This window comes from Thioalkalicoccus limnaeus (assembly GCF_041197575.1).
In the GTDB taxonomy this organism is placed as follows: Bacteria; Pseudomonadota; Gammaproteobacteria; order Chromatiales; family Chromatiaceae; genus Thioalkalicoccus; species Thioalkalicoccus limnaeus.
On the sequence record NZ_JBDKXB010000001.1, the window covers coordinates 1 to 13,554 of the forward strand.

A 13,554-nucleotide genomic window follows, 5' to 3' on the forward strand; every position below is an offset into this window, starting at 1 on the left:
CCCGGCGCTGGCCGCGCAGCACCGGCTGGAAGGCTTCGACTGCGGCAAGCCGGCGCTGACCGACTGGCTCTTGCGCCACGCCCGCCAGGCCTCAATGCCGCCAGCATGAACAACCAGTCGTGCGAGCAAGCGTCGAAAATCCTTCGTACGATTCCCGAAGAGCGGAGACCCGCTTTCCGCCCGCTCGCGTGCCCAGATCGTGGCACAGTGCCTTCGAGGAGGGTGATGGGGGTGCGCAAGTTCTCTGGGGCCAGTTGCCCGTGGCGCTCGGTGATCCTCATCATAGTAGGTTCCCAGCAGGGCCGGCAACGCGGGCCTCACCCAGGCCGCGCAGGGGTGCGGCCAATGCCGTTTTGGGTATCAAGGTTCCCTTCATCGATCAGGCGCTGACCAAGTGACTCGATCGGTTCGAGGTAGGTGACGCGTGAATTCCACAAAGCTCTTGGGTATTGTTTCGATCTTGTTGGGGGTGGCTGCGATCCTTCTCCCCTACTTGTTCGGCACCGTCGCAGTGATGGCCCTCGGTGGCTTGATGCTGGCTGGTGGGGTCGTTGCTTTGCTCTTCGTGAGCGATATACGCAAGCAGGGGATCGCGGTCAGCGTGTTCGGCCCCTGGGCGCAGATCGTCGTCGGTGCGGTCGTCCTGCTTTGGCCGGAGCTCGCCCTTTGGCTGGTCGCCGTGCTCTTGGGTGGCGGTCTTATCCTGAGCGGTGTCACCGGATTGACGGCGCTGCGCGACGCGGACCTGATCAACCCGCCGCTGCTGCGCAAGCTCGGGCTTTGGGCGAGCATCGTGCTCGGCGCCCTCCTCATCATGACAGGGGCGTTCGGCTCCGCCGTTCTGCTGAGCCTGCTGCTCGGCATCGCCTTGATCAATGTGGGCTTTCACCAGTGGCGCGAGGCGGATTATGTCCTCTGACCGGCTTGGCGAGACGAAAAGGCATCCCTTGTCTGCAAGGTTTTATCCGCGGCAACGCGGCGTTTTCTGCTCCGCAACTGAAATTCCAGCGCGTACTATCATTGTTGTGAAGGGTGCGCCGAGTCGTTGTGGGACCGGCCGGGCGCAAGGCAACCATGTTGGCCAAGACAGGTGACGAAGATGAAGACCTGGGTCATCGTGGCGAGCGCTACACGCGCTCGCCTGTTCGAGACGAGCGGACCGCGGAAGCCACTGGAGGAGATACTTGATCTATCGAATCCGGAGGAGCGTCTGTTGACGCAGGAGATCGAGAGCGACAAGCCGGGGCGCGTGTTCGACAGGGTCGGTGGGCAACGTCATGCCACCCAAACCGCTGTTGACGCAAAGGAACAGGTCGCAGTGCGTTTCGCGAAGGCGGTCGTCGAACGGCTCGCCTCCGGACGCTACGAGAAGCGATTCGATGCGCTATACGTCGTCGCTCCGCCCCACTTTCTGGGATTGCTGCGCGATCAGATGAGCGTTCCCCTCTCGGAAACCGTGAAAGGCGAGGTCGTCAAGGACCTTACGCGGGAGGACGCAGCGGAAATCCAGTCACAGCTCGCTCGCCTTTAGCGGTTAGAACCTCGGTGTGCCGAATCCGTCCGTGTTGCGCCGCCCGCGGCGCAACCTCCGATACCCTGAGCCGCTGTCAGACCCTTGACGGCTGTCCCAACGATTAGCATCGCTGTGCGGTTCGTGGTGTTGCCGCTGCCTGTAGGCCGAGGCGATTCTGATGCCGGCCTCGTTTCAGGGCGCCGTGCACAGGATGACTAACCCATGCGCCTGATCGACATCATCGCGATCCTGCTGTCCCTCTCCGCGCTCTTCAGTTGGTTCAATCAGCGCCATCTTCGCCTTCCGACCACCATCGCACTGATGTTGATCTCGCTGCTGATGTCACTGGGTCTGCTGGCGCTGAAGCCCGTGGCGCCTGGTCTCGAGGATCAGATGCGGGAACTGTCGCTGAGCATCCATTTCGACGACGCCGTGTTGCACGGGATGCTTGGCCTGCTGCTGTTTGCAGGCGCCTTGCAAGTCAAGCTGGAAGATCTGGCCAAGCAGCGGTGGATCATCGGCATTTTGGCCAGCGCCAGCGTCATCGGCGCGACCATCCTGGTCGGGTTGGGATCTTGGGGGCTCTTTGCATTGATCGGGCTCGATGTCCCGCTCATCTATTGCCTGATCTTCGGTGCGCTGATCGCCCCGACCGATCCCATCGCTGTTCTGGGTATCCTGAAAGGCGCCGGAGCGCCCAAGTCGATCGAAACCAAGATCACCGGTGAATCCCTGTTCAACGACGGCATCGCCATCGTGTCCTTTCTGATTCTGTTGGGGATCGCCGCCAGCGGGCAGGCGATCGAGTTGCGAGAGGTGGTTGGACTCTTCGTCAAGGAGGTTCTGGGTGCCCTCGCCCTGGGTGCGCTGATCGGTTGGCTAGCCAACCAGTTGTTGCGCCGAGTCGAAGACTCCAAGGCCGTGGTGTTGATCACGCTGGCAGTTGCCGCCAGCGTATTTTCACTGGCGGACCGGCTGCACCTGTCAGCGCCTATCGCCGTCGTCGTCGCTGGCCTCCTGGTCGGCCACCACGCCCGGAGCCTGGCCATGTCCTCGCGCGGTCGCGATCAACTCAAGACCTTCTGGGAGTTGGTGGACGAAATCCTGAATGCCGTCCTCTTCGTGATGATCGGCCTGGAGGTTCTGATTCTCAACTTCACCGGTCAATACCTGGCGGCCGGACTCCTGGCCATCCCGCTGGTCCTGCTTGCGCGACTGATCAGCGTCGGTCTTCCGATCGGCATGATGCGCCGCTTCCGTCGCTTTTCACCGGGTGTAGTGACCCTCCTGACCTGGGGCGGTCTGCGTGGCGGGGTGTCCGTGGCCTTGGCCCTATCGCTGCCTGCCGGGGAGGTTCGTGACACCCTGGTGGCTGTGACCTACGTGGTCGTGGTGTTCTCGATTGTGGTTCAGGGTCTCACCCTGGGTCCTGTCGTGCAGGCGATCTCGAACCGCGCGAAGCCGGACTTGGCGGAGGCGGGATCTGACCCGTCCACCACGAAGGGATGGTCGGATGGATCAGGAGCAAGCCAGTGAGGGCCTCGCGTGGTCAATGGGCATCGCCAAAGTCGTGCGCCGAAGCGGCATCGGCCCGCCATAACTTGCCCTGGCTGATGGCCGGCAGTTGACTGCCAGAATCACCCTGCTGCACCTCTGCGTGTTCCTGCTCGATGCCCTCACACTCTGGGTGATGCTCGCGGCGATCGGCATTCAGAATTCTTTGCTAGCCGTGTTGCCCTGTTTCGTCGTCGCGTCGGTTTTGCGCCATTGCCATGGCTGTTCCTGTCGGTGACGGGACTGATCGTGGTGGGCTACATCCTGTCGGCCGAAGCCCTCAAGCGTTCGTTTTACCGCAGCCTGTCCTGGACATAGTCGGCAGAACCAGAATAGGGGATGCCCTCGTCGGGTGAGGTCAGGTGCTGAGCCGACCTCTCCACGCGACCGACGACCCCGCGTCTGGGTGGGTGCAGCGCCGGCGCACCTTGGTCTTCCAAGCGGTCCTTGATTCACGGGTCGTCCGCGCGGTCCTGATTGGTCTTGGCCTCCTGCCAGAGACGTTCCATCTCGGCGCGCTCGGTGCGATCGGGTCGACGGCCCTGCTGTCGCAGGCCGGCCTCGATATGGGCGAAGCGCTGCTCGAAGCGATGATTGGCCGCGCGTAGGGCCTGTTCGGCATCGACCCCCATGTGCCGGGCGAGGTTCACGCAGGCGAACAGGAGATCGCCGACTTCATGTGTTCGCTCGCTGGCGGGGACGGACTCCGCGAGGCTCGCGCGGTATTCGTCGAGTTCCTCGGTGACCTTGTCGAACACGCCGTCGATCTGGTCCCAGTCGAAGCCGACCCCGGACGCCCGTTTCTGCAATTTCTCGGCGCGGACCAAGGCCGGCAGTGCGCGGGCGATGCCGTCGAGCAGACCGGCCCCCGGGGCGGGTTTGTGTGCCCGTTCGGCGGCCTTGATCCGTTCCCAGTTGTCACGGATTTCGGCCTCGGTGGCCGGGCCGCTGTCGGTGAACACATGGGGATGACGCCGAATCATCTTGTCGCGGATCGTCACGACCACATCGTCGAAGTCGAATTGCCCACGCTCCTCGGCCAGGCGCGCATGAAAGACGACCTGGAAGAGCAGATCCCCGAGCTCCTCGCGCAACGCGTCCATGTCGTCGTGATCGATGGCCTCGGCCACCTCGTAGGCCTCTTCCAACGTGTAGCGCAGGATCGTTCGGAAGGTCTGCTCGAGGTCCCAGGGACAGCCGTTCTCGGGATCGCGCAGGCGCGCCATGATCGCTAACAGGTCCGCGAGCGTGCGATCGGCGCTCATTCGAGTATCAGTCCGATCACGAATGCGATGCCGGCGCCCAGAACCCAATAGAGGAGCCGCACGCCGCCGAGCGGCCCAAAGCGTGCCTGGCCAGGGTCTCTGAGAACCCGCTTGAGGTGCGCAAAGGCCAGCAGCCAGGGCAGCGCCCCGAATGTTGTGGGCAGGATCAGCCACAGAGGCACCGGCTCGTTGAAGAACAGGATCAGCGCCAGCACCGGCCAGAGCAGCAGATAGGCGGCCGTGATCTGGGCCGCGGACCCCTTGCCGCCCGTGTGCGCGGCGGCCAGCACGGCACTGGTGCCCCAGAGGGCCAACAGCAGGATCAGCACCAAGCGCATTCGTCGGTTCTCAGTGGTCGAGCGGCGCGATACACGCGCTCGATGCCCGCGGGGCATCGGGCGGTGAGGCGACGGCGGGGTCCTGCCCCGTCAAAGGAGCGGAGACCTGATTCCGGTGTTTGCAACATCGCGCCCATGGTAACCAAAGCCGCATGCGGCGACCAATGGATTCGGGTCACCCTACCTGGCCATAGGGTTACCCTTGGTGGGTCCCGAGGCCGACACGCCACCGCGACCCCGGCTCGCCGCTCGCCGAGGTCATCGCTTGTATCGAGGGTTGCAACAGTCATCGGAGACGGCTCGCTGCGACAGGCTGCAAGGACGTCCGTGTCAGCTCGACGGCGGGATCCCTCCCGCCGACGGTCGCCGCGGACCGCCTCCGATGGCTTTCGGGACGATTGATACCTGAGCCGCCGACCTCTGCCGCATTCAACCCCGGAACACTCACGATGAGTCGAGTCGAGCGGCTAGGCCAGCGCTGAACGATTCAGCGCTTCTCGTGCGGGGCGGAAGCCCGTGCCGACCGTTGGCCAGGACGGCCAATCGCTCGGCGTTTCGCTAGGGTAGGCCCTTCGGCGCCCGACGCCCGATCAAACCCTCGATCCGCAGACGGATATCACGCAGCGTCAAGCGCTTGATCGGCTGGCGGCTCGCGTGGCGCGCGGCGTCGACCGCGTCGAGCCGTTCTTTGACGATGACGGCCAGCCGTTCCGCGAGTTCCGGGCGGGCCTTCAACAGGGTTCGCATGCAGTCCAGATCGACGCGAATCAGCGTCACGTCGCTCTTGGCGCGGAATTCCAGGAACGAGGGGTCGGTCGTCAGCATCGAGGTGATGCCGAAATGATGGCCCGGCCCGAGGACTTCGGTCACGGTTCGCGAGTGGTCGGGCAGACGGATCGCGGCCTCGACCAAGCCGCCGACGACCACGTAGAAGGCGTCGCTCTGGGCGCCTTCGGCCAGGATCACATGGCTGGTATCGAAGTGCTGGTAGGCGCTGCGTTGCGCGATCTGGTCGAGCTCTTCGCCGGTCAGGAGGCCCGCGACATCGAGCTCCTTCAGGGCTAGACGGATCGATGGCGGTTCGGCGCGCACCAGGTCGGCGCGGCGCGTCCGCAGCTCGTGAACCTCCGGGGCGAGGCCGATGCCGGCCCGTTGCAGCGCCCAGTGGATCTCGCGAAAGAGCTCCTCACGGCCGCGAAACACCGCCGGGTAGTTCTTCAGGTGTACCCAGACCATGTAGCTGTAAGGCACCGAGCTTGCGTCGGCGAGGCGCACGACTGGCGGCGGCATCTTGAGCACGCTCTCGCAACGCATCGCGGCCTCGAGGATCAGCGACGTGGCGAAGCGCGGGTCGACCTCGGCCGGCACCTTGATGAAATACCAAGGCGCGAACAGGTGTTGATGGTCGTACAGGTTCTTGAAGGCTTGGCCGGCCATCTGCGCATTCGGCACGACATGGGTCGCGTTGTCCCAACCGCGCAGGCGCGTCGCGCGCCAGTTGATGTCGACCACCTGGCCGACGGTGCCGTCGCGGAGCTCGAGCCAGTCGCCGAGTTTGAACGGTCGCTCGATCCCGAGCGCGATGCCGGAGAACAGGTCGCCGAGCGTCCGTTGCAGGGCCAGGCCCAATACCGCGGCGGCCACCCCGGTCGAGACCCAGATGCCGGTGAACGAGTACCCCTGTTGCCACAGGAAGAGCCCGAGACCGAACAGCATCATCGCGACATAGATGAGGCCGACGACCAGTTTGGGCACGCGCTCCGACAGTTCGTCGTCGGCCTTGGCCAGCAGCAGGACCTCGATCAGGCGCGCGAGTAGCCAGGAGGCGATCAGGTAGGCGCTGATGAGCGCGATCGTTCGAATCTCGCCCGTGGGTTCGATCGACCTCAGTGTCGCGGCCGCGGCCTCGAGCGACACGCCGACCACGACCACGGACAATGGCAGCAGGATCAGATCGCCGACGGCGATGACGAACGGGAATCGCCGGGCAACCACGCGGCCCCGGCGCAGTCGGTCACCCAAGCGCCAGGCGGGAAACAGGACAGATCCGCCGAGCAGGATCGGCCAGTGCTCTCGTGCCAGGTTCTCGAGCAGGGTCATCACCACCGTCATTCCCCCGATCGTTGCTCGACCACACCGACAGCTCGTCGCGATCGAGGAGCGAAGCGCGATTCACGCCCCGCCGCGGTTCTTTCAGGCGAGACCCATCAGCGCGCGGAGCTCGTCGCTGGTCATCACGTGGCAGTAGATCATGTTGAGGATCGCGATCTCCGCGCGATGCAGTTCATCGGTTCCGGCGGCACAGCAGTCCTCGACCAGGATGACACGGAAACTCTCGTCGGCGAGGCTGCGCACGGTCGAGGACACGCACTGATCGGTGTAGATGCCGGCGACCACGACGTTGCGGATGCCCATATTCGCCAGCATCAGGCGCAGATTGGTACCGGTCAGCGCGCTGTCGGTCGTCTTGGTGACGACGATCTCGCCGGGGGCCGGCGCGAGCTCCGGGATGATCTGGGACGCGGGGGTGTCCAGGGGCATCAGCAGGTTGTTCCAACCCGGCATCTTCTGGCTCAATGAGCGATCGCGACCGTCGGCGAGCAGGCAGGCGATGCGGGCATGGATCACGTCGATGCCGGCGCTGCGGAAACTCTGCTGCAAGCCACGCAGGCGCGGGATCAGGGTGCCGCGCATGCGTTCGTGGAACGGCGCCCAGCGCGCGCGTTCGGCGGGGTCATCGTGCAGAACCAGGCCGTAGTTCTGCACATCGATGCACAGCAGCGCCGTCGCGGCAGGCTCCAAGACCGGATCCTCGGGGGCCGGGGCGCCCTGGTAGTAGAAGGAGCGGTGGGCGGTCTTCCAGGTCATCGAGAGGTTCTCCAGGCAACGTGGACCTGACCCTGACTTTGCCAGATTCCCGTCCCGCGGTCATCCCGACCGGCGCGCGATCAGCCGGCGCGCATCGCCCTTGTCGAGGCATGTCACCGCGCCGCACCGATCACGCGAGCCGACGCCACGGTCGATGCCAGCGTCCAGGTCATCGTCGAGAACCGGCTCACCGAGCAGGTCGCGTCCGTGACGCTGTCGCTGCCGCGCCTGCAGCGCCAGGGCCTTTCGCGGCACGAGGCCATCCGCCAGCTCCTCGCCGCTCGGTTTTCATGGTGCCTGGCGCCCATAAGCTCCGAGGCTTGGCGGGTCGGATGCAAACGGCGTAGCCCCAAAGGGGCTCAGTTACACAGCCCAGGGTCGGCCCGAGGAACGAGGGCCTACCCTGGGCGATCGAGCTCGGAGCCCAGCCGTCTCCGGTGCTGCTCAAACAGCCCCGAAGATCGCGGCGCGTTCCAGCACCCGCTCGGCCCAGTGCGAGTGGGTGCTGGGTTCGACCATCTGGCCGTGGGACTGGAAGACGGCCGGGGCGTCGGGGGCGAGGATGCCGTGGGCCAGATCCAGGTCCGCGGATGGCACGCGATATTCGTCCTCGATGGTCGGGACCTGGGTCGGATGGATCGCGGTCTTGGACCAGAGGCCGTGAAGCAGGTCGAGCCGGACCTCGGCGCGCAGGACCCGCGGGCTGTCGAGGTGCTCGAAGACCGGGGCCGCGAGCTCGAAGCCCGCCGGCCGGAAGGTGACGATCAGGTCGTGGACGATGGTCCGCAATGGTGTCTCGTAGAGGGTCACGCGCTTGGGCCGCTTGAGACCGAGCCGGTGCAGGATGTCGTTGCCGCCGATGCGCAGGCACAAAATCGGGTTCGCGAGACCTTGCAGCGGATCGATCAGGCGTTCGAGCCGGGTGCGCGAGAAGACGATCTCGGTCTCGAGGGTCGGCATCAGCCACAGGCCAGGACGCCCGGCTGCGGCCTCGGCATAGCGCGGCAGGCTCGCCTCGTCGACCTTCGGCAGCACCAGGCCATCGAGCCGTTCGATCCCAGCGAAGGTCATGATCCGGGCGAGGACCTCGGGGTTGCGCGGCCGGACGAAGCGCCGCACGGCGGCCGGTGCGAGCCGCGGCAGGACCCGGCGCAGGTTGTCGAGGGCCTGCGCCAGATCCCGTTCGTGCACCGCATCCTCGGTGCAGACGATGACCGAGCGCAGGCCTGGCAGGGCCTCGCGGTTCAGCACCGCGGCCAGATCGGCGCGGGTCGCCGGCAGGTAGAGGGTTGCCCCGAGCGCCAGGTAGCGCAGCGGCTCGGGCCCCCGCGCCTCACCGGGCGCGGCGCCCGGCAGGCTGTCCAACTCATTGAGCGATCCGTCCACGGCGAGAACCCCTAGTGTTCGATCCGAATGAAGGCGGCGGCGTTGAACGGGATCGCTGGATCGATCTCGACCGGGACTTGCTTGCGGCCCGCGAGCCAGCGTAGATGGGCGACGTCCGGGTGCTCCGGGTCGCGCAGGATCAGGCGCGCCGGCACGCGCCGCAGCAGGACCCGGGTCGCCTCGGCGACCCCTGGTTTGATGTAGTTCGGATCGGCGATGCGATAGCGCTGCCGCCAGTGGGCCAGGCACTCGGCGGTGCGTGCGGCGCGCGCGGCCCGCTGGCTCGGCGGTAGCGTGCCGGGAACCCCGTCGGGCAGTGCGCCCGTGATCTGGTCGAGGAACCAGCCGGTCAGGTCGTGCGGGCGCAGCTCGTCGTAGAGCACGCAGCCATGGAACTGATCGGGCGCGATCTCGGCGTTCAGGATGGTCCGCGACACGAGCCCGGAGACGGTCGCGTTCAGGATCCCCGATGGGATCGCGTAGTCGTCGTAGGTCGCGGTGACATCGGCGCAGCCGCCGATGTCGGCGATCACATGGAGGCGGTCGTCGAGCTGTTCGGGCTCGCGCCGGTTCCACGCGGCGAGTGCGGCCTTGAGTTCGCCGGTGATGACGCCCTTGGCCGTCCAGGCATCGACGAACACCAGGCCGGCCGGATCCCGTCCGGCCGTGCGCAGCAGGTAGCGCAAGGCATTGGTGTCGAGTCCGCGGTCACGGATGATCGAGATCGAGTAATGGCGGGCGGGCCGCCCAAGCCGGTGCGTCAGCGCGCGTTGGAGCAGCGCGCCGACCGGCGTGCCGGCGCGCGCGAGCGACACCAGCGTCAGCGGCGCGGCGCGGCTCGCGGCGATGTGCGCGGCCAGCGTCAGGATCTCGCCGGCCAGACGGTCGCGGTAGCGTTCGGTCAGGCGGCGAAAGAGTTCGAGGTATTCGGCGTCCGGGGCGGCCTCGCGGCTGATCATCTCGCTGTAGTGACGGCCCTCGCGCTGGATCGCGCGTTCCTTGTCGGCGACCGTGACGAAGCGCGGCGGCAGCGGCGTCAGCAGGAACTGGCAGTCCTCGGCCGCATAGGAGCCGGTGATCGGGTCTCGGCCGACGCGCGCGAGGTAGGTCGCGGTCATCGCCAAGTGTGCCGCTGGATCTGCGAGTCGCGCGGCACCAGCGCGAAATTGCACAGCCTGAGGAACGGCAGGTCGGTCAGGCTGTCGCCGAGGCCGATGAACAACGGTGGCACCGGGCTGATGCTTGTGATCGCGTCGATCAGATGGCGCACCGCAGCGGCCTTGTCGGCGTACGGCGGCAACAGCGCCAGATTGTGGTGATTGTGGTGCAGCCGGCCATCGGGCCAGTGCGGTGCCAGCCGTTCGGCGAGCGCCAGCAGGTCGGCCTCCGGCCCCTTCAGCGACAGGTACACCGGGAACCCGAGGTCCTCGATCACGCGCGCGCGCACCGCGACCCCCGCCTCGCGGATCGCGTCCTCGGCCACCGCGGCGACGGCCGAAAGACGCGGGCCCCAGACGGCCGCCTGCGCGTCGATCTGGGTTTCCCAGCTCGGCAACGGGCGCTCGTCGGGGCCGAGCACCAGTGCCCCGTGGCTGGTGATCCGATAACTGGCGAAGCGCGGCGACACGACGCGGCGCAACGCGGTCAGGTTGCGCCCGGTGACCGGGATCAGCGGGACGCCCTCGAGCAGCCCGAGCAGGGTCGCCTGGGCCGGCGTATGAAAGGACAGGGGTTGGCCGTCGCGATCGTGCGCCGCCAGGGTCAGCGGGCCGGTGGGGCATTTCTCGCGCGTCTGGAGCAGCGAGTCGTCGAGGTCGACGAACAGGTAGGCGTTCGGTGGCGGCATCGCGGGTGCTGGGTCAAGGGATGACGGGAAATCGCCGGGATGGTCGCCGGTGACGCTGGTCCGGCCATCGAGCCAAGTCACGGTTTCGGCTGGCAGCATGGTCTTGCCTGGTGTGGTCGATTAGCCTGGTTCGGCAAAGTCCGGCGGGATCCAGACCAGCGCGTCCAACTGGCGCGGCAATGGATGGGCGGCGGCCTGCGCTGCGGACTCGTAGGCGAGGATCGGCCGGCGTCCGTCGGACGGCGGGTTGTGCAGGTAATTCTGCACGCCCTCGCCGTGTTCGTCGAGAAAATGCAACGAGGCCGCGATCGCGCCGCCGGCCAGGATCGGCGAGCGTGTGGTCCCCTGGAAGAGTACGTCGAGACCGAGCCGGGCCAGTTCCTCGGCGAGCCGAAACGGCGGAAAGGCGAGCTCGCCGGTGCCGATGACGTTGACCGACCGTTGGCCGCGAGCGGTCAGTGCTTCGGCGAGGGTCGCCGCGGCGTCTGCCCACGAATGACGGCATCCCGCCATCGCCCAGCCACGCCGCCCCAGGTCGGCGCGCGCCGGCTGGGCCGGTGCCCGCCGAGCGTTCGTGCCCGGCGGGGGCGTCGGCACGAAACCGGGGCGCGGCCGGAAGTCGAAAGTTCCGTCGATCAGGCTCACGAAGCGAAGCGGCACCGGCAGGTCCGCAGCCAAGCGGGCGCGGGCGCCTGGATCGAGCCAATTGACCAGGCTCACGAAGCCGATCCCGGTCAGCTCTGGCAGGTGCGCCGCGAGCGCCGCGCCCAGGCGTGCGAGCGTGCGGCCGGTCGTGATCTCGTCATCGATCAGCACCAGCGTCCGTGTTGCCCGGTAGCGCGCCGCGAGGCCCGCGGCCGGGGCATAGAGGATGTGGTCCGGTGCATGGCTGTGCGCTTCGTCGAAGCGCAGCAGCACCGGCGCATCGAGCCAATGGCGCGTCGTGTGTTGAAACAACAGGTCGTCGCGCCCGCGCCGGGCCAGCGTATCGGCGATGCCGCCACCAAGGCCGGTCGCGGTCTCGGCCAGGCCGACCACGAGCAGTGGGCCATCGGCCTCGCCCAGCCCATCGGCCAGCCGTTCGTAGGTGTCGCGCATGACCGCCGGTGCGCAGGGGACATGCTTGCCCAGCACGCGCGAGACGAACAGGAATCCCCGTCGCGGGTTCTGGCGAGTGGCGAAGCCAAGCAGTTCGGACAAGGGCTGCGCTTCGCGGACCGTGCGCAGCTCGAGCTGCCCACAGGCGAGGTCGATCCGATAGTGGGCCACGCGCGAGGCTAACGCCGAATCCGGCAAAGGCACCGCGGCGCCGGCGACCAACGGCGGAAGGCGCGAGTTTCACATTGGAAGGCGGGCATGACCTCGGTTCTCCAGGAGACGCAGCGAGCGGGCCGTGATCTTACCGCAACCCCTGGTTGTTTCAAGATGAGCGGCAACGGAGGCGCGAGCCACCGAGGGGCTTCACGGGGAGCGGGCGAGGGTTTTGGCTATCATGCGATCATCAAGCTCTGCGCATCGATCGCCTCGAGACGGTGATCGCGGCCCCCGGGTCTGCGAATCGGGCTGGCGCGAATTCGCGAGCAACGGTAGCGGGGATTCGGACGAGGCCATCGGGGGTCTGGCCCGCTCGTCGGCGCATGGGAACAGGACCAGTGCGGAGCCCGATGGGGGGAGGCCGGAGGCTGGAATCGGTGCAACGGGCGCCGGGTAACCGGTGTCTTTGCCGCGACGAGGTCGGGAAATCAATAACCTGGAGGATGTGGCACGCATGGCGAACGACGCTGGACTCTCGGCCGAGCCGATCAACTTCGAGATCGCTGCGGCACATGCGACGAGCAGGGTGCCGATCGCATCGCCCGCGAGCCTGGTAGCCGATGTACGAGCCGAGTTGATGGGCGGGGACTTCGACACCGCGAACCTCGTCGTTGTCGAGGACCAGGGCCTATTCCGGGGCATCGTGCGGCTGGAAGCCTTGCTCGCGGCCCCGCCCCGCCAACTCATCGGCGACCTGATGGATCGAGAGCCTCCGGTGGTCGCACCCGGCGTCGATCAGGAGGTCGCCGCCTGGCGAGCGGTGCGGCATCGGGAGGCGGCACTGGTGCTCGTCGATGCCAGCGGTCGATTCCAGGGAGTGATCCCGCCCGACAGGCTGCTCGCCATTCTCCTCGCCGAGCATGACGAGGACCTCACGCGGATCGGTGGGTTCATGAAGGACACCGCGGCGGTCCGCACCGCGAGTCTCGAGCCGGTTCCCCGTCGCTTCCGGCACAGACTGCCATGGCTCCTCGTCGGGCTCGCGGGCGCTTTCGTGGCGGCTGGTTTCGTCGCCCGCTTCGAGGAGCAGCTTCAGCAGATGCTCATTCTCGTGTTCTTCATACCTGGCATCGTGTACCTGGCGGATGCCGTGGGTACGCAGACCGAGACCGTGGTCGTGCGCGGTCTGTCGGTAGGGGTTCCGCTTCGGCGGATGGTGGCTCGCGAGCTGGCCGCCGGCCTCGCGATAGGACTCGCATTGGGCATGACCGCCGGGCCTCTGGTTTACCTGCTCTGGCATGATCTGGACGTTGCTTTGATCGTGGCACTCTCGGTGTCCGCGGCCTGTTCAACGGCGACCCTCGTGGCGATGCTTCTGCCGTGGCTGCTGAGCATGTCCGGTAGAGACCCGGCCTTCGGCAGCGGGCCGCTGGCCACCGTGGTTCAGGATCTGCTCTCGATCCTCATCTACTTTGGTATTGCGACGGCGCTGATGTAATGGTCGGGCGATGCGCGAATCCACCCCTCGTC

At 66.7% G+C, this 13,554-nt stretch carries 14 protein-coding genes; 5 read left to right on the forward strand and 9 right to left on the reverse strand.

What is annotated here, in order from left to right; translation table 11 throughout:
- Positions 1-424: 424 nt before the first annotated feature.
- The 4 genes from ABC977_RS00005 to ABC977_RS00020 all read left to right on the forward strand — a co-directional run bounded on the left by ABC977_RS00005 (position 425) and on the right by ABC977_RS00020 (position 3,305).
- A complete protein-coding gene (locus ABC977_RS00005) occupies positions 425-919 on the forward strand; it encodes a DUF308 domain-containing protein (protein ID WP_369665174.1) in 495 nt (164 codons plus the stop codon).
- A gap of 180 nt (positions 920-1,099) precedes the next feature.
- Complete coding sequence (locus ABC977_RS00010; protein WP_369665175.1) at positions 1,100-1,531, forward strand: host attachment protein; 432 nt, start codon at positions 1,100-1,102, stop codon at positions 1,529-1,531.
- 204 nt (positions 1,532-1,735) lie between these two features.
- Positions 1,736-3,049, forward strand: coding sequence for a cation:proton antiporter (locus ABC977_RS00015; protein ID WP_369665176.1), 1,314 nt, complete (start codon positions 1,736-1,738; stop codon positions 3,047-3,049).
- Positions 3,050-3,137: 88 nt separating this feature from the next.
- The gene (locus ABC977_RS00020; protein WP_369665177.1) at positions 3,138-3,305 is read left to right on the forward strand and encodes a hypothetical protein; all 168 of its coding nucleotides are present in this window, start codon (positions 3,138-3,140) and stop codon (positions 3,303-3,305) included.
- A gap of 214 nt (positions 3,306-3,519) precedes the next feature.
- Here ABC977_RS00020 and mazG read toward each other — a convergent pair whose 3' ends face one another.
- The 9 genes from mazG to ABC977_RS00065 form a co-directional block, all read right to left on the reverse strand.
- Positions 3,520-4,332, reverse strand: coding sequence for a nucleoside triphosphate pyrophosphohydrolase (gene mazG / locus ABC977_RS00025; RefSeq protein WP_369665178.1), 813 nt, complete (start codon positions 4,330-4,332; stop codon positions 3,520-3,522).
- Complete coding sequence (locus tag ABC977_RS00030; RefSeq protein ID WP_369665179.1) at positions 4,329-4,670, reverse strand: hypothetical protein; 342 nt, start codon at positions 4,668-4,670, stop codon at positions 4,329-4,331. Before ABC977_RS00030 ends, mazG begins: the two co-directional genes overlap by 4 nt.
- A gap of 558 nt (positions 4,671-5,228) precedes the next feature.
- Entirely contained in the window at positions 5,229-6,782 is a 1,554-nt protein-coding gene (locus ABC977_RS00035; protein WP_369665180.1) for a mechanosensitive ion channel family protein, read from the reverse strand.
- An 81-nt stretch (positions 6,783-6,863) separates the two neighbouring features.
- A complete protein-coding gene (locus ABC977_RS00040; RefSeq protein WP_369665181.1) occupies positions 6,864-7,538 on the reverse strand; it encodes a cysteine hydrolase family protein in 675 nt (224 codons plus the stop codon).
- Positions 7,539-7,598: 60 nt separating this feature from the next.
- Positions 7,599-7,793 carry a hypothetical protein gene (locus ABC977_RS00045; RefSeq protein ID WP_369665182.1) on the reverse strand — a complete coding sequence of 65 codons (195 nt, stop codon included), beginning with the start codon at positions 7,791-7,793 and terminating at the stop codon, positions 7,599-7,601.
- Positions 7,794-7,982: 189 nt separating this feature from the next.
- Complete coding sequence (locus ABC977_RS00050; protein ID WP_369665183.1) at positions 7,983-8,924, reverse strand: HpcH/HpaI aldolase/citrate lyase family protein; 942 nt, start codon at positions 8,922-8,924, stop codon at positions 7,983-7,985.
- A gap of 11 nt (positions 8,925-8,935) precedes the next feature.
- Complete coding sequence (locus ABC977_RS00055) at positions 8,936-10,042, reverse strand: cysteine protease StiP family protein (RefSeq protein ID WP_369665184.1); 1,107 nt, start codon at positions 10,040-10,042, stop codon at positions 8,936-8,938.
- Entirely contained in the window at positions 10,039-10,869 is an 831-nt protein-coding gene (locus tag ABC977_RS00060) for an HAD family hydrolase (protein WP_369665185.1), read from the reverse strand. The genes ABC977_RS00055 and ABC977_RS00060 overlap by 4 nt, the downstream gene beginning before the upstream one ends.
- Before the next feature lie 21 nt (positions 10,870-10,890).
- The gene (locus ABC977_RS00065) at positions 10,891-12,039 is read right to left on the reverse strand and encodes a phosphoribosyltransferase domain-containing protein (RefSeq protein ID WP_369665186.1); all 1,149 of its coding nucleotides are present in this window, start codon (positions 12,037-12,039) and stop codon (positions 10,891-10,893) included.
- A gap of 499 nt (positions 12,040-12,538) precedes the next feature.
- Here ABC977_RS00065 and ABC977_RS00070 point away from each other — a divergent pair, with 499 nt between their 5' ends.
- Positions 12,539-13,522 carry a magnesium transporter gene (locus ABC977_RS00070; protein WP_369665187.1) on the forward strand — a complete coding sequence of 328 codons (984 nt, stop codon included), beginning with the start codon at positions 12,539-12,541 and terminating at the stop codon, positions 13,520-13,522.
- Positions 13,523-13,554: the final 32 nt, after the last annotated feature.